Source organism: Halosegnis sp., assembly GCF_042216475.1.
GTDB lineage: Archaea > Halobacteriota > Halobacteria > Halobacteriales > Haloarculaceae > Halosegnis.
In genome coordinates, this window is record NZ_JBDGTV010000009.1 from 151,246 (window position 1) to 174,763 (window position 23,518).

Annotated in this window: 23 protein-coding genes; 8 read left to right on the plus strand and 15 right to left on the minus strand. The window is 66.7% G+C overall.

The window, feature by feature from the left end; translation table 11 throughout:
- Window positions 1-70: 70 nt before the first annotated feature.
- On the plus strand, window positions 71-1,522 hold the full coding sequence (locus ABEJ63_RS06530; RefSeq protein ID WP_375795551.1) for an ATPase domain-containing protein: 1,452 nt from the start codon (window positions 71-73) through the stop codon (window positions 1,520-1,522).
- Window positions 1,519-3,291 (plus strand): PAS domain-containing protein, encoded by a 1,773-nt coding sequence (locus tag ABEJ63_RS06535; protein WP_375795552.1) that lies wholly within the window; start codon window positions 1,519-1,521, stop codon window positions 3,289-3,291. The genes ABEJ63_RS06530 and ABEJ63_RS06535 overlap by 4 nt, the downstream gene beginning before the upstream one ends.
- Here ABEJ63_RS06535 and ABEJ63_RS06540 read toward each other — a convergent pair.
- On the minus strand, window positions 3,288-3,821 hold the full coding sequence (locus ABEJ63_RS06540) for a hypothetical protein (RefSeq protein ID WP_375795553.1): 534 nt from the start codon (window positions 3,819-3,821) through the stop codon (window positions 3,288-3,290). The two genes, ABEJ63_RS06535 and ABEJ63_RS06540, sit on opposite strands and share 4 nt — an antisense overlap.
- Window positions 3,822-3,907: 86 nt before the next feature.
- Here ABEJ63_RS06540 and ABEJ63_RS06545 point away from each other — a divergent pair, with 86 nt between their 5' ends.
- Complete coding sequence (locus tag ABEJ63_RS06545; RefSeq protein ID WP_375795554.1) at window positions 3,908-4,858, plus strand: AAA family ATPase; 951 nt, start codon at window positions 3,908-3,910, stop codon at window positions 4,856-4,858.
- Window positions 4,859-4,908: 50 nt separating this feature from the next.
- Here the strand turns inward: ABEJ63_RS06545 and ABEJ63_RS06550 are convergent, their stop codons facing one another.
- The 5 genes from ABEJ63_RS06550 to ABEJ63_RS06570 are packed head-to-tail and all read right to left on the minus strand — an operon-like array spanning window position 4,909 to window position 8,780.
- Window positions 4,909-5,415 (minus strand): hypothetical protein, encoded by a 507-nt coding sequence (locus ABEJ63_RS06550; protein ID WP_375795555.1) that lies wholly within the window; start codon window positions 5,413-5,415, stop codon window positions 4,909-4,911.
- The gene (locus tag ABEJ63_RS06555) at window positions 5,412-6,698 is read right to left on the minus strand and encodes a DUF58 domain-containing protein (RefSeq protein WP_375795556.1); all 1,287 of its coding nucleotides are present in this window, start codon (window positions 6,696-6,698) and stop codon (window positions 5,412-5,414) included. The genes ABEJ63_RS06550 and ABEJ63_RS06555 overlap by 4 nt, the downstream gene beginning before the upstream one ends.
- Window positions 6,695-7,249 (minus strand): hypothetical protein, encoded by a 555-nt coding sequence (locus tag ABEJ63_RS06560; protein ID WP_375795557.1) that lies wholly within the window; start codon window positions 7,247-7,249, stop codon window positions 6,695-6,697. Before ABEJ63_RS06560 ends, ABEJ63_RS06555 begins: the two co-directional genes overlap by 4 nt.
- Window positions 7,246-8,133 (minus strand): DUF4129 domain-containing protein, encoded by an 888-nt coding sequence (locus ABEJ63_RS06565; protein ID WP_375795558.1) that lies wholly within the window; start codon window positions 8,131-8,133, stop codon window positions 7,246-7,248. The genes ABEJ63_RS06560 and ABEJ63_RS06565 overlap by 4 nt, the downstream gene beginning before the upstream one ends.
- Before the next feature lie 38 nt (window positions 8,134-8,171).
- Window positions 8,172-8,780, minus strand: coding sequence for a VOC family protein (locus tag ABEJ63_RS06570; RefSeq protein WP_375795559.1), 609 nt, complete (start codon window positions 8,778-8,780; stop codon window positions 8,172-8,174).
- A gap of 108 nt (window positions 8,781-8,888) precedes the next feature.
- Here ABEJ63_RS06570 and ABEJ63_RS06575 point away from each other — a divergent pair, with 108 nt between their 5' ends.
- Both ABEJ63_RS06575 and ABEJ63_RS06580 read left to right on the plus strand, forming a co-directional pair.
- A complete protein-coding gene (locus ABEJ63_RS06575; protein WP_375795560.1) occupies window positions 8,889-10,091 on the plus strand; it encodes an iron-containing alcohol dehydrogenase family protein in 1,203 nt (400 codons plus the stop codon).
- Window positions 10,092-10,138: 47 nt separating this feature from the next.
- Entirely contained in the window at window positions 10,139-11,068 is a 930-nt protein-coding gene (locus ABEJ63_RS06580; RefSeq protein WP_375795561.1) for a hypothetical protein, read from the plus strand.
- Here the strand turns inward: ABEJ63_RS06580 and ABEJ63_RS06585 are convergent.
- Complete coding sequence (locus tag ABEJ63_RS06585; RefSeq protein ID WP_375795562.1) at window positions 11,050-11,946, minus strand: diacylglycerol/lipid kinase family protein; 897 nt, start codon at window positions 11,944-11,946, stop codon at window positions 11,050-11,052. The genes ABEJ63_RS06580 and ABEJ63_RS06585 overlap by 19 nt on opposite strands.
- Before the next feature lie 89 nt (window positions 11,947-12,035).
- On the opposite strand from ABEJ63_RS06585, the gene ABEJ63_RS06590 reads away from it, so the two are divergent.
- From ABEJ63_RS06590 to ABEJ63_RS06600, 3 genes are read left to right on the plus strand one after another with little or no spacing between them, the layout of a single operon-like run.
- The gene (locus tag ABEJ63_RS06590; RefSeq protein WP_375795563.1) at window positions 12,036-13,712 is read left to right on the plus strand and encodes an aldehyde ferredoxin oxidoreductase C-terminal domain-containing protein; all 1,677 of its coding nucleotides are present in this window, start codon (window positions 12,036-12,038) and stop codon (window positions 13,710-13,712) included.
- 42 nt (window positions 13,713-13,754) lie between these two features.
- Window positions 13,755-14,111 carry a hypothetical protein gene (locus ABEJ63_RS06595; RefSeq protein WP_375795564.1) on the plus strand — a complete coding sequence of 119 codons (357 nt, stop codon included), beginning with the start codon at window positions 13,755-13,757 and terminating at the stop codon, window positions 14,109-14,111.
- A gap of 48 nt (window positions 14,112-14,159) precedes the next feature.
- Complete coding sequence (locus ABEJ63_RS06600; protein WP_375795565.1) at window positions 14,160-15,656, plus strand: carboxypeptidase M32; 1,497 nt, start codon at window positions 14,160-14,162, stop codon at window positions 15,654-15,656.
- Window positions 15,657-15,710: 54 nt separating this feature from the next.
- Here ABEJ63_RS06600 and ABEJ63_RS06605 read toward each other — a convergent pair whose 3' ends face one another.
- The 8 genes from ABEJ63_RS06605 to ABEJ63_RS06640 form a co-directional block, all read right to left on the minus strand.
- Window positions 15,711-15,878, minus strand: a complete 168-nt coding sequence (locus ABEJ63_RS06605) for an HVO_0416 family zinc finger protein (RefSeq protein WP_375795566.1) — start codon at window positions 15,876-15,878, stop codon at window positions 15,711-15,713.
- Between the two features lie 63 nt (window positions 15,879-15,941).
- Window positions 15,942-17,441: a carboxypeptidase M32 gene (locus tag ABEJ63_RS06610; RefSeq protein ID WP_375795567.1), complete on the minus strand. Its 1,500-nt coding sequence runs from the start codon at window positions 17,439-17,441 to the stop codon at window positions 15,942-15,944.
- Between the two features lie 38 nt (window positions 17,442-17,479).
- Window positions 17,480-18,796, minus strand: coding sequence for a branched-chain amino acid ABC transporter permease (locus tag ABEJ63_RS06615; protein ID WP_375795568.1), 1,317 nt, complete (start codon window positions 18,794-18,796; stop codon window positions 17,480-17,482).
- A complete protein-coding gene (locus ABEJ63_RS06620) occupies window positions 18,786-19,805 on the minus strand; it encodes a branched-chain amino acid ABC transporter permease (RefSeq protein WP_375795569.1) in 1,020 nt (339 codons plus the stop codon). The genes ABEJ63_RS06615 and ABEJ63_RS06620 overlap by 11 nt, the downstream gene beginning before the upstream one ends.
- Window positions 19,802-20,500 (minus strand): ABC transporter ATP-binding protein, encoded by a 699-nt coding sequence (locus ABEJ63_RS06625; RefSeq protein ID WP_375795619.1) that lies wholly within the window; start codon window positions 20,498-20,500, stop codon window positions 19,802-19,804. The genes ABEJ63_RS06620 and ABEJ63_RS06625 overlap by 4 nt, the downstream gene beginning before the upstream one ends.
- 8 nt (window positions 20,501-20,508) lie before the next feature.
- On the minus strand, window positions 20,509-21,300 hold the full coding sequence (locus ABEJ63_RS06630) for an ABC transporter ATP-binding protein (protein WP_375795570.1): 792 nt from the start codon (window positions 21,298-21,300) through the stop codon (window positions 20,509-20,511).
- Window positions 21,300-22,703 carry an ABC transporter substrate-binding protein gene (locus tag ABEJ63_RS06635; protein WP_375795620.1) on the minus strand — a complete coding sequence of 468 codons (1,404 nt, stop codon included), beginning with the start codon at window positions 22,701-22,703 and terminating at the stop codon, window positions 21,300-21,302. Before ABEJ63_RS06635 ends, ABEJ63_RS06630 begins: the two co-directional genes overlap by 1 nt.
- Window positions 22,704-22,774: 71 nt before the next feature.
- Complete coding sequence (locus ABEJ63_RS06640) at window positions 22,775-23,479, minus strand: helix-turn-helix domain-containing protein (RefSeq protein ID WP_375795571.1); 705 nt, start codon at window positions 23,477-23,479, stop codon at window positions 22,775-22,777.
- Between the last annotated feature and the right edge of the window lie 39 nt (window positions 23,480-23,518).

Below are 23,518 nucleotides of genomic sequence, written 5' to 3' on the forward strand. Positions count from 1 at the left end.
CGAGTTTATGGGTTACGGTCCGGTCCGACCCACCGAAACCATCATACGTATTTCGTACGGACGTTCGACAATGGAGCCGCAACGCTCGACCCGGGTCCCGTCGGGGACGACCGGCCTGGACGCGGTGCTTGACGGTGGATTCATCAGCGGCCAGACGGCTATCGTGACCGGCGGACCAGGTAGTGGGAAGACGGTACTCGCGCTCCAGTTTCTTGCTGCTGGCGACGCGGGGCTGTACATCGGCTTCGAGGAGCGGGAGCCGGATATCCGGGCGAACGCGGCGACACTCGGCATCGACCTCTCGGACGTTTCGATCCTCGACTTGAGTGCCTCCGGCGAGCGATTCTTCGAGGATGAGGAGTACACCATCTTTCCTCACGAGGAGGTGGAGGGTGAGGAGATGCTTGACCGGATTGCTGACACCATCGATGAGGAAGACCCCGACCGGCTCGTTATCGACCCGCTGTCGGAGTTGCGGTCACTCGTCCCCGACGACTACCGGTTCCGGCGCAACATCTCCTCGCTCATCAACGAGCTGAAACAGCGTGACGTGACGACGCTGTGTACGACACAGTCGGGCGACGGCTCCGACCGCGACCTGCAGTTCCTCGGCGACACGACCATCGAAATCGACCGCTCGACCGAGCGGCGCACGCTGGAGGTGACGAAGTCACGCGGCTCCGACGCCGCAAGTGGCCGGCATACGCACCGCATCGAGGGCGAGACCGGCGGTCGTGTCTACCCGAAGCTCGTTCCCGGTGACCACAACCGCGAGCGCGACCGTACACAGCTCTCCTCGGGCATCGCCGAACTCGACGCGCTGTTGAACGGCGGCATCAAGACGGGATCGGTCACCATCATCTCGGGGCCGTCAGGCGTCGGCAAGACCACCGTCGGCTCGCTATTCCTCGAAGCGACCGCCGAGACAGATCGCCACGCCGTCGGCTACCTGTTCGAAGAGCTGCGCGACGACTACCTCTACCGGGCGGATGCCCTCGGGCTGGATGTCCGGAGCCACCACGAGTCGGGAGCGCTCGGGCTGACGGAGATAGAGTCACTGACGCGCAGTGCCGACGAATTCGCCCACGATGTCCGGCAGGCCGTCGAGGAGGACGACGCCGACCTAGTGATGATAGACGGGATTCCGGGCTACCGGCTGGCGCTGCGAGGCGACGAAACAGGGAAGGCGCTGAACCGCGAGCTGCACGCGCTGTGTCGCTACTGTAAACGGATGGGTGTCACCGTCGTCCTCATCGACGAGGTGCGCAACCTGACGGGCGACCTTACGCCGACGGATCAACAGATCAGCTATCTCGCCGATAACATCCTCTTTCTCCGCTACATCGAGCGGATGGGGAGCATCGAGAAAGTCATCGGCGTACTGAAGAAGCGGTTCGGCGACTTCGAGCGGTCACTCCGCGAACTCGAGATCAGCGAGGGCGGCGTCGATGTCGGCGACCGGCTGACCGGGATGCGCGGCCTGCTGACGGGCATCCCCGAGGAAGTTGACGACATGGGATGAGTGACCCACCGGCCGACGACGAGCCGGCCGACGAGCCAGTCCAGGTAGCGTTGGGCTTCGAGAGCGAGCGCAACCGCGAGTTGCTCGCTGGCCTTCTCGACGGCTACGAGGTAGTCACTGCCCACGAGACGGTTCCCGAGGGGACGGGCGTCTGCGTCGTCGACTCTGGCGGCTTCGCGTGGCTCCGCGAAGCGCTCGCGGAGTGGAAGCGTGCTGAGCAGCCCGCGGCCGCGCCAGTGCTGCTGGTTGACGGGGACGAGGAAGAGACGCTGTGGAGCCGCTACGCCGACGCTATGGGTGAGGCACTCGACACCGTCCAGCCTGTCCCGGCACCCAAGCGTGCCATCCGGGCTCGCGTCGATGGGTTAGCCGCGCTCAGGCGTCACTCGATGCGGGCAGCCCGCCGGGACGAACAACTAGCGCTGTACGGCCGGGCGATGGACGACGCGCAGGTCGGAATCACTATCGCCGACGCCACCGACCCGGACCTTCCGTTGGTGTACGTCAACGAGCGGTTTTGCCAGATGACCGGCTACAACCGCGAGGAGGCGCTCGGCTGCAACTGCCGGTTTCTTCAGGGGCCGGCGACCGAGGAGAGGAAGCGCCAGCAATTCCGCGAGGCCTTCGCCGCCGAGCGGCCGGTAACCGTCGAACTGCGCAACTACCGGAAGTCCGGCGAGCTGTTCTGGAACGAGGTGCAGGTGGTACCGGTTCGCGATGACGACGGGGAGGTGACCCACTACATTGGGTTCCAGCAAGACGTGACCGAGCGGAAGCACCGCGAGACCCAACTGGAGGAGTACGAGCAGATTGTTCAGTCGGTGGGCGATCCTATTCTCGTCGTCGACGGCAAGGGGGTCGTCGCATACACGAACGAGGCCGCCAAGCAGGCATTCTCGGGGGGCGCCGCCGGCGACGAGTTCGCAGCGCTATTCGCCGATCCCGGAGCGACGGCAATCCGGGATGCACTCGCAGCCGTGCACGAGACCGGCGACGAACAGACCTGCGAGCTGTCGGTACCCGGTCCCGTCGGCGGGCCGGCAACCTACCAGCTCCGCTTCCAGCCAGAGACCCCCGAAGACGACCGCATCATTGTCGTTGCACGCGATATCACCGACATCCGCCGGCACCAAGACCGGCTGTCCGTGCTCGACCGCGTGCTCCGGCACGACCTGCGCAACAAACTGAACGTCATCGCCGGCCACGCCAGTAGATTGGTCGACGATCCCGACCAGCCGCCGGCGGCGATAGCCCAGACCGCCGACACCATCGTCGGCGCGACGGACAGCCTGCTCGACATCGCGGAGGCCGTCCGCACGTTCGACGTCAGCCCAGACGATGTATCCGGCATCGAGCGGGACGTGGCCGAGTTGGTGCGCGAGATGGTCCCCGAGCTGCGAGCAGCTCATCCCGATCTCGGGCTGACGACCAACCTCCCCGAACAGGCGGTCGCCCGCTGTCCGGCACAGCTCCAGTTTTGTCTCGAAGAGTTGATTGACAGTGCCGTCAAACGGGCTGACGACACCCCGGAGGTGACGCTGTCAGTGACCGCCGACGAGGCGAGCGTCACCCTGCGAATCTACGACGAGGGCGCCCCGTTGCCGCCTGTCGAGCGACGAGCGCTGACCGCTGGCGCGGAGACACAGCTCGAACACACACAGGGGGTTGGCATCTGGCTGGTCCGATGGGCCGTCGAGGGCGTCGGCGGCAGCTTCCAGGTCGAGGACACCGACGCCGGGACGACCGTCGCACTGACGCTGCCCACTTAGGCATACGCCTCTAGCCCGCGGACAAGCGGTCGGAGATACGAGTCACAATAAGCGTCAATATCCTCGTTGAGCAGGTCGAACCGCTTGTACGCCATCGCCGAGACCACCTCGCGGAACGCCGACAGCGACAGTGCCGAGGCCGGTTGACCGGAGCCGGGCGGACAGTCCGTCGGCCGGAGCGGCAGCATCAGGAATGTGTCGACTGCGGTCGTCTCGTCGGCAGTATACAGCAATCGCTCGATGCCGCCGTCTGGCTGCGGCTCGTGAGCAGAGACGAGCGCGGCATCGGCCACGAGCGGTCCCTCGTCGACGTCGACGGCTAGCCCGACGACAGCGATGACGAGCGGCGCATCGACGCCATCGACGGCCTCGCGGAGTGCCGCGAGCGGCGCCTCGAAACGGGTCGCGAACCCCTCGTCCGAGAGATCCTGTAGTTCGTTGTACAGCGTCCCAGCGGTCCTGGCGTCGTCGGCGAGCGCGTCGGCTAGCTCCTCCGGCAGGTCGTGGGCAATGTCGAGCCGCTCGGTCACGGCGAAGGGTCGCTCTGGAGGGAAAAAAGCCCGCCGGCCTGCAGGGCTGTCGACACGCCTAAGCGGCGTCCGACCCCGGAGAGAGTATGGACATCGACACCGCCCACGAGGACTGTCGGCGGGTGCTCGACGCGGTGGGGGAGGCCGTCGTCGCCGACCGTGCATTCCTCGAGACGGTACTGACGGGCGTGCTCGCGCGGGGCCATGTTTTGCTCGAGGATGTCCCCGGTACAGGGAAGACGTTGACGGCGCGATCGTTCGCGACGGCACTGGGGTTGTCGTTCTCGCGGCTCCAGTTCACGCCCGACCTGCTTCCTTCAGACGTCACCGGATCGTACGTCTTCGACGAGGCCGAGCGACGCTTCGAGTTCCGCGAGGGCCCGGTGTTCGCAAACGTCGTACTTGGCGACGAGATCAATCGCGCACCGCCGAAGACACAGGCGGCGCTGCTGGAGGCGATGGAGGAGCGGCAGGTGACCGTCGACGGCGAGACCCACGCGCTGCCGGAGCCGTTCGTCGTCATCGCGACGCAGAACCCCGTCGAACAGGAGGGAACCTTCTCGCTGCCAGAGGCGCAACTGGACCGGTTTGCTGTCAGAACGGCCGTCGGCTACCCGAGCGACGAGCGCGCAGAAGTTGAACTGTTGCGCCGGCGGGCGGGCCGCGTCGAGCAGGCGCCGACTGTCGGGCGCGTACTCGAAGATGGCCGGGCAGAGGCGCTGCGGGCCGCCCCGGAGTCAGTGCAGGTCAACGAGGATTTGCTCGACTACATCGCGGCAATCGCGCGAGCTACCCGAGAGGATGGCCGCGTCGCGGTCGGTGTCTCCCCGCGTGGAACCCAGCGACTCTTCGAGACAGCGCGAGCTCGTGCGGTCATCGAGGGACGCGAGTTTCTTACACCGGAAGACGTCAAGCAGGTCGCGCCGGCGACGCTCGCCCACCGGCTCGTGCTTACGCCGGACGCGGCCGTCGAGAACGTCGACGAGCGGACAATCGTCGATGAGATGCTCGAATCCGTCCCCGTGCCGACGGTATGATATCCTCTCCGGCGTGAACGACGAGATTCTCTCTCGCTGAATCCGGATAGTCAGCGTCGGAGCGCGGCCGCAACGAGCAGGCCGCCGATCAGCAGAAGCGTCACCGCCGTCGCCGGCGCGCGACCGGCCAGTAGGAACGCCGCATAGACAGCCGCAGAGACGCCGGCTGCGGCCGCGGCCGCGACGGCGAACCGGACCACAACCAGTCGGCGGCTCCGGCCTCGTCGGCCGATCTGCTTGCCGACCGACAGCCCCGTCTCGGCGGCGTCGTACGCCACGAGTGTCGCGGCCGTCGCGACCACCAGCAGCGGCGGCGCTACGCCATCGATACCGGCGAGCAGGAGTCCAGCCGTCGCCGCGAGAACCGCCGCGTCAAGCAGACGCCGGACGAGCAGCCGGGTGCCCACGAGGACGCCCGCGACGGCACCAAGCGCGAGGGCGGCTGCAGGCGGGGACGGAAGGAGCGCAAGCGCCGCGACCAGCGCCGACCCAACTGCGAGCCCTTGCGAGAGCGGTGGCGTCGCGGGCTCGAACCGCGCGGGCTCCACGTCGCTCACGCTGACCACCGCCGTCGTGCGGTCTGGAGAGCGACGGCCAGCGGCTCCTCGGCCCAGTCGATGACACGTATGCCAGCCCGCCGAAGCCGCGAGAGTCGGACGCGCCGCTCGAGGCGGGCTAGCCGGTGGCCGGTTGTCGTCGTGTCTGTCGGGTCCGGGCTGAGCACAGACACTGGATGGCCAGCAGCGTCGAGGCGACGCGCGACGGAGACAGCATACTCGTCGGCGAGCGGCGAGCAGAACAGCACCTGCGCGCCGGCCGGGAGTCGGGTCCGAAGCGCCGCCAGTCGAACGGACGCGAGAAATGGTGCCTCGGAAGGCGTCGGTGCGAACGCGGGATCGTCGCCGAGCAGGCGGCGGAGCCGCGCCCGGTGGTCGTCGCCGGCGCCGGGCGCAAGCCACGCTGGTTGAGGTCCGAACGACGCCAGCCCGACCCGGTCGCCGGCCGCGAGTAGCGACGCAGCGACGGCAGGAACGGCCGACAGCGCCCGTGTCGCTGCCGACGGACGGCCAACCCCGCCACCGACGTGGGCTGCTGTCCGAGTGTCGACGACGAGGACGACCGACGCGGCCCGCTCGCGGCTGAACTCCACGGTTGCGAGGTCGTCGTCGCGGGCGAGTCGTCGCCAGTCGACTCGCGAGAGCGAGTCGCCCGGCCGGTAGTCGCGGACGGCACGGAACTCGACGCCAGCGCCGCCGGTATCCGTCGTCAGCCGGCCTGCGTACGGGGTCGCGTGCGGCCGGAGCGGCGCGTCGACGGTGTCGGTCTCGGCTAGTCGCGGCCGGGTCTGCAGCCAGTCGTCACCAGCGGCCGTAAGCGACAACTCCCGTTCCCACGCGCCCGTGTATCCTCGAACAAGGACCGTTGTAGCCTCGAACTCGTGACGACCAGCTGGTCCGGCAATCGTGTACTCGATGACGGCCGTCCGACCGGGGCGGAGCGCTGTGGCGAGCCGCGGCGATCCCTCAGTCACCTGAACCGGGCCAGGGACGCCGTCGATGACACGGATGTCGGGCAGCGTTCGGTCACCGTCGTTGCGGACGCGTAGTGTCACCGTCACCGGGTCGTCCGGGGCGGGGTCGGTCGGCTGAACGCGCCGGTCGATGGCGAGGGTCGCAGCCGGCGGCGTCGCGAACCGGGCCGCGGCCGCGGCGACGACGGCGACAGCCGCGACAAGTAGCAAGCCCGCCTGCGTGAACAGGACGCCGGCGGCAACGGCGAACAGCCCGACGGCGGCAATCCCGGTCCACCGATCCGTCCGCCGGTCGGCGACAATGGTCACGGCTCTTCCTCCTCGTCGCGGCCGACAGACTCGAGCGCGGCGACGGCCCGGGCGACCCGCCGGCGGAACGGTCCGACGAGCACCCCCTGGAGCCGCGAGACAGTCCCATACTCGCGGCGGTCGGCGAACAGCGCGGTCGCGGTCTCGTCGTCGGTCCACGACCCCGTCTCGAGGCGGCGCCGGGCCGTCTCCTCGTCGTCGCCCACCGTCTGGAGGACGGCGATGGCGATCCCCTCGACCCGTTCACGAACACGCCTCCGCCGCGCCCGCTCGTCGGGGGAGAGTGACCGCGAGAGCGACGCCAGCAGGTCGTCGAACTCGTCGCCGGGCGTCGGCCGTCCAGGGCGTGTCTCAGGCTCGGAGAGTTCTGCGGTCTCGAAGTCAGCACCCAGGCGTGCGCGGACAGCGCCGACACCGGCGACTGCGGCGCCGGCCGCGACCAGGAGCGGCACCGTTGTCCCCGACGGGAGTGGCACAGAGAGACCGGGCACCGCGACGGCCGCCAGCCCAAGTGCGAGCAGGAGCACGCCCAGCCACAGCGTCCGGTTCACTCCGTGTCACCCCCGGTATAACGGCGCTCGATGCGTCTGAGTCGGGCGAGTGCGCGCTGCTCGCGCTCGGCCGTCGGCTCGCCCGGCCCGTAGCGGATCTCCGCGAACAGCGTCGTCAACGCCTCAACGTCGTCGGAGGCCATCCCAGCGTCGACGGCGGCCTCGGCGAACTCTGTTGGCGTGCTGGTCTCCGGGTCCTCGACATCGAGATGGGCGGTCATCTCGCGCCACGCACGGTACACCTCGTTGTCGACGGCGGTGCCCGCGGCGATGCGGTCGGCCGCTGCGCCGGCTGCCCGCGCGACGGCCGCGACGTCACCGTCTGTGGCGGGCTCGGTAGCGTCGACGGCTCGGTCGTCGTCGCCAGTCCACGCGAACAGGAGGGCCGCGCCTGCGACGGTCAGCACGACGAGTGCCGCGAAGACAACCGGCGGGTCAACGCTCTGTGCGACGGGGGCGCCGTCGGCCAGCGATCCCTCGATGCCGAACCCGCTCGTGTTGCCTGAGCGGTTGCCTGCCCGGCCAGGGTCGGGGGGCTGGGCTGACCGGAACAGCAGGTAGACGAGCGCGAGAAACACGACGCCGGCGGCGGTTGCGGTCGTAAGCCCACGGAGCCCGAGTGCGCGCCACAGCGAGTAGAGTCCCACGGCGACGAAGAGAAGGAAGCCGATGCCGAGCAGGAGAGAGACGAGCGGGCCGAGCACCGGTCGGTCTGTCGGCTCCGTCGGCGCGCGATCGCCGAAGAGATCGACGCCACCGTCGCCGCTTCCGAACCCAGGGGCAGCCGCACCGTCGTCGAGTGTGTCGAGCGACGCCGCGGCCACGCCAAGACCGGCGACGGCAAGTACCGCGAGGAGGGCGGCCGCGACGAGCCGACGGTTCACGCGCGAGAGCAGGACTGGCGCGCGCTTAGACGTTCCGCTCAGGTGCCGCGGCCGGCCGTCGCCTCTGGCAGGTCGTATGGCTCGACGGGAATGTCAAGCGCCTCCAGGGCCGCCTCCAGGTGTTGCGATTGGACGAACTCGTCGCCCTCCGCCTCGCGCAGCGACTGCGCGCGGGCGTACACCTCGCCGCGGCGCTCGTCGGGGATCTCGTATTTGTCGGTCGCCAGTTCGATCGTCAGCCCGTTGTGGTCCTCGGTATACAGCGAGTGGAACGCGCCACGGTCGTACTCGCTGACGTCGTGGCCCGCCTCGAGCAGGCGGTCGCGAATCTCCCCGAGTTCCTCGGGCGCAATCCGGAAGGCAAGGTGGTGGACCGCGCCGATGCCTGGCTCCTGCTCGGCTGTCGACTCACGATCATCACTGACGAAGAACGTCACGATGCGGCCGTCGCCGGCGTCAAAGAAGAGGTGTTCCACCTCCGGACGGTCCAGGTTTGGCTGACGCATCACCAGCGGCATCCCGAGCACGTCCCGGTAGAATTCGATTGTGTCAGCGGCGTTGCTCCCGATCAGCGTGACGTGGTCCCAGCCGGTCGTGTTGAGCAGTCCGTCCGGTCGCTCGGCGGTGACACCGTCTGTCTCGGACATACCGACTGTACGGCCCAGACGCCCAAGTAGCCCCGGCGGCGCCAGCGTCAGCCGGTGACACGTGTGTTACCGGTGGGTACTTTTGCCACGGGGAGCCGATGGGTCGGCATGGACCTGCCGACACCGTTCCGGTTCGCGTATCAGCCTGGCGTCGTCCGCTTTGGCGCCGACTGCACCGCCGATCTCGCTGCGGAGTTGGCGACACAGGATATCGAACGGGCGCTCGTGTGCTGTGGCGAGAGTGTCGGCGCTTCGCCGGTCCGCGAGGCCGTCGAGACTGGACTGGGCGACCGTCACGCCGGCACATTCGCAGGCACAAGCGCGCAGAAGGCGCTCGTGGAGGCGGCGGGGGCTCGCGAGCGGTTCCACGAGACGGACGCGGACGCGATGCTGGCGGTTGGGGGTGGCTCCGCGCTGGACGTGGCGAAGGCTGCCGCTGTCCTGATAGCAAGCGGCCAGCCGGTCAACGAGGCGGCCGCAGACGTCGCCGAGACGGGGGCGCTCACCATCCCGGACGACGACCTCCCACCCATCGTGAGTGTGCCAACGACGCTCGCGGGCGCAGATCTCTCGCAGGTGGCCGGGCTGGCTGCCACTCCGGAGTCGGGCGGCGTCGACGAGCCCGTTGGCGGCGGGATTTCGGATCCCAAGCTGATGCCGACAGCGCTGTTCTACGATCCGCTGCTGTTCGACCATACGCCGGCCGGCGTGCTAGCGGCCTCGGCAATGAACGGCTTCGACAAGGCCATCGAGACACTGTACGCGGCCAACGCGACTGCCATCTCGGATGCAACGGCAATCCACGCGCTCCGGTTCTGTCGTGACTCGCTGCCCGAACTGGGCGGCGGTACCGACGACCGGGACGTGCTCCGTGAGGCCGTCGCGGGCATCATGCTCGCCCAGTACGGTGCCTCCCGGCCGGACGGCTCGACGCTGTCGCTGATTCACGCCTTCGGCCATGGGTTGACCGCCGTCAGCGACGTCCAGCAGGGCGCGGCCCATGGCGCGATTGCCCCCCACGCACTCACGTACATCTTCGAGCAGACGGACGGCCGCCGAGGGCTGCTGGCTGACGGGTTCGGAGTTGATAGCGACGACCCAGCGGAGACGGCCGACGCCGTCGTCGACGCCGTCGCGCGAGTGCGTGACGGCCTCGGGCTTCCCGCGCGGCTCCGTGATACCGCTGTTCCAGAGTCAGGATTGGATCGCGCAGCCAAGATAACCCACGAGGACGCGTTCATGGCGAACGCGCCGCCAGGGCTGAACACGACGGAGGCGGAACTGCGCGAGGTGCTCGAGCGGGCGTGGTGAGGCCGGGTGGCCCGAACGGTCATACCGGCTGGCGCGCAAGCGGGGGCGTGAGCGACCCCGAGGGGGACCACGAGCAGGCCCTCGACACGGCGGTAGCGGCGCTGCGCGACTCGCTCGTCGTGACGGGGTGCGGGCCGACCGGCGAGAGCGCTGCGGCCCAGGTTGCGACCGACGACCCGGTCGTGACGCGCGAGCCGTCGCCGGCGGCGCGGGCGGCGTTCATTGGCGTCGACCTTGCGGCCCCGACGCCGGCCCTCGAGATAGGCCGGGAGTTAGCCGCCGCAGGCACGTTCGTCGTCTGTGTGGCGGCTGTCCCGCCGCGGCCTGACGCCGACGGACGCCGGACGCTCGCGGAGCTCCGGGCAGCGGTCGACGCCGTCGTGCTCGTCGGCGGGACCGACCCTGTTGCCGACACCGCGGCAGGGCTGGCGACACTCATCCGACTGGTGGCCGGCGCCGACGAGGTGAACCTCGATCTCGCGGACGTGGAGACGACCGTCGGCGCCGGCGGGTTCGCGGCCGTCGGGACTGCGCAGGCCGCAGACCCTGAGGAGGCAGTCGCGGCCGCACTCGATGCCTGTGGGCCGGTGTCGCTGGAGCGGGCGACCGGCGCGCTGGTCCACCTCACGGGCGGACGTGAGCTATCGGTGCAGGCGGCCGGCGACGCCGTCGCGGCCGTCCGGGATCAGCTGGTCGACGGAAGTCACGTCATCTGGGGGGCGGGCGCTACCGAGGCGGATACCGATGCCGAGACAGAGAAACCAGTGACTGCATGGGTCGTTCTCGCGGGTGTCATCCCGGTTCGGCCGCCCGTGTCGGCGGGCGATCCGTGTCCGCGGTGCGGCGAGCAACTCGTCGGGTACCGGCTTAGCGACCGGGAGACGGTCGCCTGTGATGGCTGTAGGTTCGCGGACGTGACGGCACCGCTGGGCGGCGAGCCGCTTGTGCCCGGCGAGGACTACGGATCTGGCTCATAGTCTGGGCCGACTCGCAACGAGAGCGTCCGCGGACGACACGAGAGGTGGAGCGACTCGTGGGTGGCGAGTTCACCGTCTCGCGAGAAGGTGATTGGCTCTGGGCCGGAGACAGTGAGTTCGCTTGCGCGGATATGGGTGACTCCCTCCGTCTCCTGACCGAGCACGCGGTGGCCGATGGCCTCCGCAACAAGGTTGCCCGCGGGCATGTGGTCGACGATAGCGACGTCAAACAGGCCGTCCTCCATGTCAGCCTGCCCACCCTCTTCGATAAATTTGCGGGCGTTACCGACGAGCACGCACGTTGCCTCGCCACGCCACGTCTTTGTCCCGTCGGCGGCCTCCGCATCAAGCTGTATCTCGATCCCCTCGAAGCCGACGGCCTGCTGGACGCCCGTGATGACGAACGCGAGGGTGCCGTACTGTTCTTTGAGTTCGCCGGAAGCGGCGAGACTGGCGTCGGCAGGGAAGCCCGCGATACACGAGACGACAAACGGCTCACCGTCGGCAACGCCGACATCAACCTCGCGCACAGGCCCGCTGTCGGCCACCTCAACGCCCTGCCGGATGGTCTCGATACCGAGCGTTCCCGCGAGAATGTTCGCCGTCCCGCAGGGGACGACACCGACCGTCGTCTCGCCCAGCCGGTCTACTGTGGCCAGCCCGCGCAACACCTCGTTGACAGTCCCGTCGCCGCCACACACGGCCAGTTCGGAGACGCCGGCCTCGCCTGCCTCGCGGCCCAGCCGGACGGCGTCACCAGCCTCCTCTGTCCGGTCGACGGCGAAGCCCCGCGCCTCCAGCAGCCGCGTCACGTAGTCGGCGTGGTCGCCGGTGCCGCTGGCCGGGTTGAGCACGGCACGCCGCGAGCCAATCTGCATATCCAAGTGGACGACAGGCGAGAACTTAGTTCACGCCGTCTTCAGTCGGACGGGCACGATTTATGCACTCAGAGCCGGACGGTTCGGGTATGAACCACATGGAGGGCCCGCTACTGTCCGTCGACGTCGGGAGCCGCGAGGCGACGACAGAGGAGATCGACGATGTACTCGCGTCGTTCATCGGCGGCCGCGGCGTGGCGACGAAGCTCGCACACGAGCGTATTCCGTTCGATGCTGCTCCGTTCGGCCCCGAGAACCGCCTCTATTTCACCACCGGTCCAATGCAGGCCTCGCGGATGTCGTTCACTGGCCGGATGTCGCTTACTGGCATCTCTCCACTCACGGACGGGTTGCTGTCGTCGAACGCCGGCGGTTTCATGTCGCGGAACTTCACCGGGACGGGGAACGCCGCCGTCGAGCTCGTCGGCGAGAGCGACGAACTGCTCGCCGTGCACATCCGCGAGGAGGGTGTTATCTTCGAGGCAGTACCCGAGCTCGCAGGCGCAGAAGTGCCTGAGGTGTGTTCGTACATGGAGTCGGAACACGGGCTGGCGGATGAGCACATCGCCTGTATCGGGCCGGCCGGCGAGAACCAAGTCCGGTTCGCCAGCGTGATGACGAGCCGGTCGCGGGCGTTCGGCCGTGGTGGCCTTGGAGCGGCGCTTGGCGCCAAGAACGTGAAGGCAGTCACCTTCGATGGCGAGGCGTCGCTGGACGTCGAGCTGCCACCACTCCAGATGGATATCCACCGCGAGGCGGCGACGACCGACCACATCATGAAGCGGCAGGGAACCAGTTCGGTCACAGACCTCGGCAACGAGATGGAGGCGTTCCCGACCCGCTACTTCTCCGAGCGCTCGTTTGAGGGCTCCGAGAAAATCAACGGTGACGCCGTCGAGTCGAAAAAGTACAAGAAGGGAACCTGCTCGCAGTGCGCTTTCGCGTGCAAACTGCCGACCCGCGACGAGGCGACCGGCCTCGAAACGGAGGGGCCGGAGTACGAGACCATCATGGCGTTCGGCGGTAACTGTGCCGTCGACGACATCGTGTCCGTGATGAAGTCCAACGAGCTCTGTGACCGGCTTGGGATGGACGTTATTTCGTGTGGCGACACGGTCGCGGCATACCTGGAGGCGCAGGACGCCTTCGGCGACAGCGAGCTCGTCCACGAGATGGTCGAGAAGATTGCCCACCGCGAGGGCGTTGGCGACGTGCTCGCGGAGGGAGTCGACCGTGCCCACGAGGAACTGGGCGTCGAGAACTGGTCGGTCAAAGGGATGGAGTTTCCTGCCCATGACGGCCGCGCACTCAACGGGCAGGGGCTCTCCTTTGCCGTCTCCAACCGCGGCGCCGATCACATGTACGCCACCTTCTACTCCTACGAATACCCGCTTGTCTCTCGCGAAGAGGCATTCGACCCGCAGGGGCTCGGTGAGGAGAAGGCCCAGAAGCTGGTCGAGCTGGAGAACACCCGCGCGCTGGAGGACTGTGGCATTGTCTGTCGGTTCTCGCGAGACATGATGACGCCAGAGCGGTTTGCGACGCTGTTCGATGCCGATTTCGCGGACCTGCTCGCGGTCGGGGGCCGCGTTGTCGAGCTGGAGCGGCATTTCAACAACCAGCGCGGATTCGACCGCAGTGATGACCAGCTCCCGTACGATATCGAAGGGCTGGACGCGGCGCTCTCCACCTACTACGAGGCGCGTGGCTGGCGCGACGACGGCGTCGTCGATCCCGACGAGACGCCGCCGGCGGCCGCAGACTAACAGCCGGAACGAACTTGCCGGCCGCGCCCCTACGGATGAGTGATGGAGCGGCTCGAACTCCCGACCGGTGAGGTCGTCACGCCGGAGGACGTCTTCCACTACGAGGAGTATCCCTACCGGTTCCGGCCGAGCGACGACCCCGAGACGGCGTTCATCCTCTCGCCGCTCTACTGGGCTGGCGGTGGGATGGACGTGCCCGTTCCCTCGCGGGAGGCGTTCGTCGCCGAGTGGAGCGACCGCTCGCGGGGCGTGCTCACCGACGAAGAGTGGCGGAGATGGCTAGCAGCGGCCCGCCGCGACGACCGGTACGACGACGGGGAACTCGATGCAATCGCAGCGGAGCTTGGCATTGCCGACGGCGGCCTGCTCGGGCGTGTCCGGCGCGCGCTGGGGCTGTGAGCCGCCGGGAGGCGGTGGTTTGATACGCCGGGCGACCCCCGCTCGTCCGTGTCGACGGATACCACGGCAGAGGACCCCTACGCGACACTCCGCGAGCGTATCGAGCGGATAACCGGGCTTGAGGACGCCGCCGGTTTGCTTGGCTGGGATCAACAGGTTACGATGCCCTCCGGCGGTGCCCCTGCCCGAGGGAAACAGCTCGCGGCCTTGTCTGGCGTGACCCACGAACTGCTCGCCGACGACGAGACGGCTGCCCTGCTCGCTGCCTGCGAGGAGACCGACCTTACTGACGAACAGCAGGCAGTCGTGCGCGAGCTCCGGCGGCGCCACGAGCGGGCCGCGAGCGTGCCGGCCAATCTCGTGGAACGGCACGCCGCTCGGTCGTCGGACGCCCAGCAGACCTGGCAGGACGCGAAAGCCGACAGCGACTGGGCTGCGTTCGCACCCGCACTTGACGAACTTCGGACCCTCCGGGTCGAGCGGGCTGGCCACTTGGCGCCCGATGCGGACGTCTACCCAACGCTGTACGAGGAGAACATGCCGACGCTGCCGCTCGAGACGGTCGAGGAAATATTCGCGGACCTGAAGGACGCACTCATCCCGCTCATCGCAGAGATAACCGAGCGAGGACGCGACCTTGCGGATCCGTTCGATGGCACGTATCCCGAGGAAGAGCAAGACGCGCTCAACCGCGCAGTGCTTGAGGATCTCGGTTATCCCGACGAGCGCGGCCGACTCGACACCTCTGCACACCCATTCACCTCCGGCACCCAGTTCGACGCCCGGATCACCACCCGCTACAAGCAGTCAGATCCGCTCGATGGGCTGACCGCGACCATCCACGAATTCGGCCACGCCACCTACCAACTGGGCCTGCCCGACGACGACTACGGGACGCCGCTGGGGAGCGCGCGTACCGAGGTTCACGAGTCACAATCCCGCTTCTGGGAGAACCACATCGGTCGGACCCGCGCATTCTGCGAGCGGCTCCGCCCCCAGATGGAGCGACACCTCTCAGATGTCGATGGGCTCGAGACCGACGAACTCTACGAGGCAGCCAACCGTATCTACCCGGATAACCAGATCCGTGTGGAGGCGGACGAGCTCACCTACCATATGCATATCATCCTCAGACACGAACTCGAGCAGGAGTATCTGGACGGTGACCTCTCGGTCGAGCAGATTCCCGACCGGTGGGCGGAAAAGACCGAGTCGTACCTAGACGTCACCCCAGAAGACGCAGCCCACGGCCCGCTCCAGGATATCCACTGGACGACCCGGTTCGGCGGCTTCCCGAGCTACACAGTCGGGAGCGTGCTCGCGGCACAGCTGACGGCCGCGATGGAGGCGGACCTCGACGTCGAGGGCTGTATCCGCGACGGTGCCTTCGAAAAGCTCCGCGCGTGGCAGACCGAACACGTCCACCGCCACGGCCAGCGGTACACCGCCGATAAACTCGTCAAGGAGGCAACCGGCGAACCGCTGTCCGCGGATGCCTTCATCACGTACGCCGAGGAGAAGTTTACCGACCTCTACGGGCTGTAGGACACGCCGCCGCAGTGCGAACCGTGTAACGTCTGCTTTACACGGGTAAGCCGGTTACTCCGGCACCCACCCGCAGACGGAACACTCGACCGCGGACATCTCGTGGAGTCCCCCACACTCCGGGCATCGCTTCTTGTTATAATCCTCTTCCCACGTCTGCTGTTCGACGTCGTGGCCGTTGTCGTTGAGGAACTCGTCGAAGATGTCGTTCGCAGTCGCCATACAGGCTGGTCTCTGGCCCGACGACGCATAAATGTGTGGTACGGCCTGACACGGAAGAGACTGTCAGATTCCGTACAGCGACCGGAACTTCTCGTCGGCGTAGGCGATGAAGGCGTCGGCGGTGAAGTCGTCGCCGGTGGCCCGCCGCACCAGTTCGTTCGTCTTGTAGCGGCGCCCGTGGCGGTGGACGTTCTCGGTGAGCCAGTCGTGTAGCGGCTCGAACTCGCCGGCACGGAGCCGCGCGTCAATGTCGTCGATATCCGCGCGGGCCGCGTCGTACAGCTGGGCGGCCATGACGCTTCCCAGCGAGTAGGTGGGGAAGTAGCCGAACGAGCCATGGGCCCAGTGGATGTCCTGAAGGCATCCCTCGGCGTCAGTCTCCGGTGTGACGCCCAGGTACTCCTCCATCTTTTCGTTCCAGACCTGCGGGACGTCCACAACGTCGAGTTCGCCCGCCAGCAGGGCGCGCTCGATTTCGAACCGCAGGATAATGTGCATGTGGTAGGTGAGTTCGTCTGCCTCAACCCGGATGCAGTTATTCGGATAGATACGGTTGGCCGCCTCGTAGAGGTTCTGTGCCGAGACAGAGCTGCCGAGGTGGTCGTTGACCTGGTCGACGTGGCCCTCGATAAACGGCCGCGAGCGGCCGACATGGTTCTCCCAGAGCCGCGACTGCGACTCGTGGACCGACAGGCCACGGTGCTGGCCGAGCGGGGTGCCGTACTCCTCCTTCGGGAGCCCGAGCGTGTAGGTGGCGTGGCCGAACTCGTGAATCGTCGAGCCCATGGCGCCGACGGGGTCAGACTCGTCGAAACGGGTGGTAACGCGGGCGTCGAACTGCGTCCCGGTCGAGAACGGATGAGGGGCGGTATCGAGCCGGCCGTGTTCGTCGGGATAGCCGAGATACTCGAGGGTCGAAGTCGCGAGCGCGAACTGGTCGTCCTCGGGGTATGTACCGTCGAACGGGTCCGCGAGATCTGTCTGGACGTCGTTCAGTTCGTCGATGAGCGGCACGAGTTCATCCCGGAGCCGCTCGAGGACTCGTTCTGCGACCGACAGGTCGAGCCACGGCTCGTAGTCGGCGAACAGTACCGCGTAGGGATCGGCGTCGGGGTCGATATGCTCGGCGTATTCTCGCTTCAGCTCCAGCAGCGTCTCCACCTGTGGCGCGAAAGCCGACCAATCGTCGTCGGCCTTCGCCTCTTTCCAGATCGGGAGTGCGTTCGATGTCTCCTCGGAGATGCGCTCGACGAGTGACTTGGGCACCTTCGCGGCGCGGTCGTACTCGCGGCGAATCTCACGGACCACAGCCTGCTCGCGGTCGGGGAGGTCGGCAGCCTCCGCAGTCTCGAGGGCCTCGGCGAACGCATCGCTCGTGAGCACGTCGTGGCGGGCCCCCGACAGCGCGGAGGTCTGCTTCGAGCGGGCTGGCGTCCCGCCCTCAGGCATCATCACCTCTTGGTCCCACGAGAGCACCTGTGAGGCGTCGCCGATGTAGGTCGCCCGCTCGTACTGCTCGAGCAAGTCGTCATACGCGTCCGGAACCGTCTCCTGTGTCGCCATACGCGCGGTAGCACGGGCGGCGGCAAAAGCCGTCGGGTCTACCGGAGCCGCTTGGCGACGGCGGCAGCGAGCGTGTCGCCGACACGGTCACGGAGCGACCCCAATAGTCCACTTGGAACGAAGAGGACGAACGCGACGAACAGCAGCCCCAAATAGAGGCCAGCGTGGCCATTGAGGAATGTCGCGATGGCCTCCCGGACGGTCAGTCCGTTGAACAGTTCGATTGCGAGCGTCGACTCCGAGAGGGTACCCCGAAGATACGGGAGCAGTCCGCCACCTGCCCCCTCCTTCGAGAGGAACTCGCGGACAGTCTCGTCGAACAGCCGGCCGTACAGCGGGCCGGCAAGGGTACCGAAGCCACCGATGATGGAGGCGAGCAGTGCGTCGCCAGACACGAGGAAAAAGAGCGAGTTATCGGGCGCGACAGACCGTCGGAAGCCGGCGAACAGCGCGCCTGCGACGCCGGCGAAAAAGCCACTCACCGCGAACGCGGTTAGCTTGTACCAGAAGGTATCGTACCCGACGGCGCGGGCCCGTTCCTCGTTCTCGCGGACGGCAATCATTACTCGCCCAAACGGCGAGTGGATGATACGCTGCATTGCGAGGTACGCAACGAGCACAACCAACCCCACCATATAGTAAGACACCTCGGCAGCCGAGAACGACAGCATGCCGAACAGTCCCTCGACAGTATCGCCCGTCAGCTGGCCGATGGCGAGGTTCAGCGCGTCCACGCCTGGGATGCCGATATTGAAGACCGGAATTGGCGCGCCGCCGCCTGGTCCAACTACCGCTGCGCCGTCACGTGGCGATGAAGAGACGAACGACCAGTCGCGAGCGAATACATAGATGACCTGTGAGAAGCCGAGGGTAATCATCGCGAAGTAGACGCCCGACAGCCGGAACGAGACGGCACCGATGAGGACGGCGAGCACCACCGCGAGCAGGCCGGCCAACAGCACCAGTAGCATGAACGGCGTATCGTACGGGACCGGCAGTTTGCCGTTGGCTGCCAACACGACGAGATACGCGCCGGCGCCGTAGAACGTCGCGTGGCCGAAGGAGAGGTACCCGGTGTACCCCGAGATGAAGTCGAAGCTGGCGGCGAACAGTCCGAAGTAGAAGATAGCTATCATCGTCTCCACACGCGGCAGCAGCGTCGCCGCTTCCGTAGCGGCCGGCGAGGTGACTGCAAGGTGATAGAGGCCTGGATATGCGATGAAGAACGCGACGACAGCGGCATGGATGGCGTGCTCACGGAGATACTGGAGCGGCCACGCAATGGCCGCCTCGCCGGCGTGAGACGGCTCGTCGTCTGTCTCCTTCGCGTCGGATGTGGGGGGGCTAATGGCCACCCACCTCCGAGACGCCGAACAGTCCCTGTGGCTTTAGCACGAGCACGAGCACAAGGATGAGGAAGATAGTCATCTGCGGGAGCCCGGAGAAGTCGATAGCGTTGACAAACCACCACGTCATCGTCGCGTCAACAAGGCCGACCAGCAGGGCGGCGTACACGGTTCCGCGGAACGTGCCCAGCCCGCCGATAATGACGACGACGAAGGCCGGCAGTAGTGTGTCAGAGGCTAGCGGGACCGAGGCTCCCCAGACGGGATCCCACGCGAGCAACAGACCGGCGACACCGGCGATACCGGCGCCGAGCGCGAAGACGGTGGTGAAGACCCGGCGAACGTCGATGCCGAGCGCCTCCGTCATCTCGCTGTCCTCGCTGCCCGCACGGACGACGAGGCCGTAGCGGGTTCGCGTGAGGAACGTCCATACGGCTGCGACAGTGACCGTGCCAACGAGTATCTCGAAAACGGCCAGTCCTCGGACACTCACGCCCGCGAGGTCGTAGCTCGCCGACAGTACGCCGGGTTTCGTCCCCAAGGCTGCCTGCCAGTCAGAGATTGGTTGGAGGCCATAGAAGCCGACAACGATACGTGCCAGTTCGTCGAGCACGAGCGTCACGCCGAACGTGAGCAGTATCTGGTAGATCGGCGGGCGGTCATACAGCGGACGGATGAGGCCGGCCTCAAGGACGCCTCCGAGCGCCGCCAGTACGCCGAAGACGACGACAACAGCGGCGAAGAAGGCGCCGATTCGCGCGAGCGGCCCAGTCGCCTGTCCGACCGCGAGCACGAGCACCAACCCACCGAGATAGGCACCGAGCATCGTCAGCGAGCCGTGTGCGAAGTTGAGTACGCCCATCAACCCGAAGATGAGCGTCAGTCCGCCAGCAATCATCGCGTAGAGGGCGGCCTTCGAGAGCCCGTTGACGAACACCTCCGCGAGCGTCGACGGTCGCAGGAACTGTCCGAGTGCGTCGAGGACCGCAACCAGCGGCATCGGGTCGACGGCAGTCATGCCGAGAGGTACCCCCGTATCTCCTCGTCGTCAGTCACAGCCGGCGTTGCCTCGCCGTCGGCGACCACCCGGCCGTTGTCGAGCAGGTAGAAGCGATCCGCAAGATCCATCGCCAGCGGAAGGTTCTGTTCGACCAGCAGGAGTGTCGTCTCTCGGGCGACGTCAGCGAGTGCTGCCGCCACGTCGGCGACAATCTGGGGCGCGAGCCCCTCGGATGGTTCGTCTACGAGCAGGAGGTCATTGTCACCCACGAGACCACGGGCGATTGCGAGCATCTGCTGTTGGCCGCCCGACAGCGCACCGGCCTTCGCGGTCGGTCGCTCGGCCAGCGCTGGGAAGGTATCATAGGCCAACTCGAGAGCGGCAGCCGTGTCTGCGTCGGTGGGCGTCGCGATGCGGATATTCTCGGCGACGGTAAGCTGCGAGAAGACGCGTCGTTCCTCGGGAATCCAGCCAACGCCTCGACGCGCAATCTCGTTTGTCGGCCGACCAGTGATGTCCACGCCATCGAAGCGCACCGTCCCCTCGCGAGGAGCGGTCAGCCCGAGAACGCTCCGGAGTGTCGTCGTCTTGCCGACACCGTTGCGCCCGATGAGCGCGACCACTTCCCCGCGGTCGACCGACAGCGACACCCCCTCGAGGATGTGACTCTCTCCGTAGTAGGTGTGGATATCCTCAACGGAGAGCAGCGGCAGCGGATCGCTCACGCCGGCTCCTCCCCGGGGTCGACATCGTCCTCAGCGTCGGCGAGTTCGCCCGGTTCGTAGCCGCCGAGATACGCCTCCTGGACTGCGGGGTCACCGCGTACGTCTGCAGGGGGGCCGTCGGCGATGACGCTGCCTCGGTTAAGCACGACGATGCGATCAGAGACGTTCATCACGATATCCATGTTGTGTTCGACGAGCAGGACGGCGTGGTCGCGTGCCACGTCTTCGATGAGGTCGATGATGTCGCCAACACTCTCGCTGGAGACGCCAGCATTCGGCTCGTCGAGCAGGAGTACATCGGGGTCACCCGCGAGCGCGATGGCCACCTCGAGTTGGCGCTTCTCACCGTGACTGAGGCTCTCTGCGGGCTGGTCAGCACGACCGGCTAGTCCAACCCGTGTGAGGATGCGATGGGCTTCCTCGTAGTAGCCCTCGAAAGCACCGACGTTGCGCCACAGCCGGAAGGAGTCATCACCGTGTGCCTGCGCGGCAATTCGGACGTTCTCCAGGACTGTGCTCGTTGGGAAGACATTAGTCACCTGATACGAGCGGTGGAGACCGCGCCGGGCCGTCGCATCCGGCGATAGGCTGGTGACGTCCTCACCGGCAAGCCGAACAGTACCAGCGGTTGGCTCGAGCGCGCCGGTCAGGAGGTCGAAGAACGTCGTCTTGCCGGCGCCGTTGGGGCCGATGAGCGAACAGAGCTCGTCGTCGGCAAGCGCGAAGTCCACCGAATCGACGGCCGTCAGTCCGCCGAACCGCTTCGTGAGGCCGGCGGTCTCGAGCATCAGAGATTACAGCCCATCTCCGAGCTGTCCGCCGGGATGGTCGTCTGCTCGGCAGCGACGGTCGCGACCGGTTCGCTCGGCTTGATGGCCGCATTCCAGTTCTCCTCGTCGTTGGGTACCATCTCCGCGATGGTCATCTGCGAGCGGGCCTGGTTGTTGTACTCTTGGAACGCGTAGCCGTCGGCCCCCTTCGGAGTGTCGGCGACAACCATCCCCCGGAGTTCGGCACTGATGTCGGCACCCGCGGTGGAGCCGGACGCCTCGACGGCCTGCACGAGCGCCGACGATGCCGTGAACGTCCCAGAGGAGAACAGGTCCGGAACGATGCCGTATGCGTCGGTGTAGCTCTGGACGAACGCGTCGTTAATCTCGTTGTCGTACTGGTTCCAATGGTAGCGACTGGTGAAGGGACCGAGCCGCGCGTTTGCCAGTTTCTCTCTGGTGAGATCCTCGCCGAGCACCTTCTGGAGAGTTTGTCCGACGATGCCGGTCGTGATCTGTGTGGCGAAGCCGCCGAACACACGGTACGAGTAGTCACCATTGAGGAACGTCGTGAACAGCGAGGGGAGCGTCGCGACGGTGAAGCCGGCGACGATTCCCTCAGCCCCTGCACTCTCAGCGTTGTCGAGTAGGCCTTCCCACTCGGAGTAGCCACGGGGGACGAACTTTTCACCGACGATTTCGACGCCATTCGCCTCGAGAACGGTCCGGTAGTTGTTGACGACAGCCCGGCCGAACGAGTAGTCCGCGCCGAACAGGTACACCTTCGAGACGTCGGAATTGTTGGCGACGTACCGGCCGCCAGAGCGAGCGTCCATCGCCGTGTTCTCCGAGGCGCGGAAGACGTTCGTCGCGCAGGTATCGCTATTACTCGTGATGTCTGCGGAGGCTGCCGGACCGATGAGGGTCGGTACGCCCGACTGTTTCGCCACCGTATTGATGACCCGGGTGGCCGACGCCGAGGAAGTACACCCGGCCAGTACGTCGACGTTCTCGCTGCTTACGAGATCGGTGGCGAGCGTCTGGGCATTGTCCGCGCTCAGCTGGGTGTCGCGAACCAGCAGTTCGTAGTCAACGTCGCCGACCGTCGCCGTGTGTTGCCCCGTCTCGGCCGGAGGCGTGAACGTCTCGTCGCTCTTGTAATTGAGTCCCTGATAGAACCCCCACAGCGACTGCTGGCCGTAGTACTTCAGGTCGCCCGACACCGGCTGGAGGACGCCCACCGTCACTGTCCCTGAGGCCTCGGCGCTCATCGACGTGCTCGTCCCCTCGGTAGCTGTCTGAGCGTCACCCTCGGTCTCGCCACTGTCCCCGCCGCTGCCCCCCGAGCAGCCGGCCAGTCCAGCGATACCGGCCGCGCCGACGCTCGCGAGCATCCGCCGTCGTGTGAGATTGTCTCGCACCATGACACGCTCAAATCTACGGGGCCAGTCGCAAGAACTGCCACGTTAATATGTGAACGAGGGACGATGTGTCAGTCGTCGATATCTTCGAGCGCGTCAACGGCACTGCCGAGCAGTTTGTCCTCACCGCGCCGGAGCGTCTTGGAGACGGCGGACTTGGAGACATCGAACTGCTCTGCGAGATCGCTAAGTGTCGCGTCGCGCGGCGACTCGAAGTAGCCCTCGTCGACGGCCGCCTCCAACGTCTCGCGTTCCGTCTCCGAGAGGTCACGACAGCCGTCGACGAGCGTCATCGCCGCACCGACATTGCTGACGAAGCCCTCCATATCCGCGAGCGACATCTCCGACCGCTCAAGGACAGAAAAGTCATTGTCCGCCTCCAGCGACGAGAGCGTCCCGTCGGCGGTCGACGCGCGGTCGAACCCAACCCGCCACTGCTCGCTCCCGTCTTCGATGTAGAAGGGGCCAGTAATGTAGCCGTCATTGCGCCGGATGGTCGCCATCGCTGCCGTCTCGTGAATTGTCGTCCGGACGTGCGCGACCTCCTGTTGTCTGGATAGCAGCGTCGCCTCGTGCATATGCTCGTGGTCGGTCAGCGCAGAGAGGCCATTGTCGAGCGCTCCCGGGTCTGCCCCCTCGACGAACATTCGAGTCGCGAGCGATCGTTCCGTCTCGTCGAACGTCCAGTGGATCGCCGAGAACGTCACGTCGTACTCGGCGGTCGTATCGATGAACGGACAGTCGTACTGCTCCATGTCGAGGGTGAGTTCGATCATCGATCTGTTCCTAGTTATTAATCTACAACTACGGGCAGA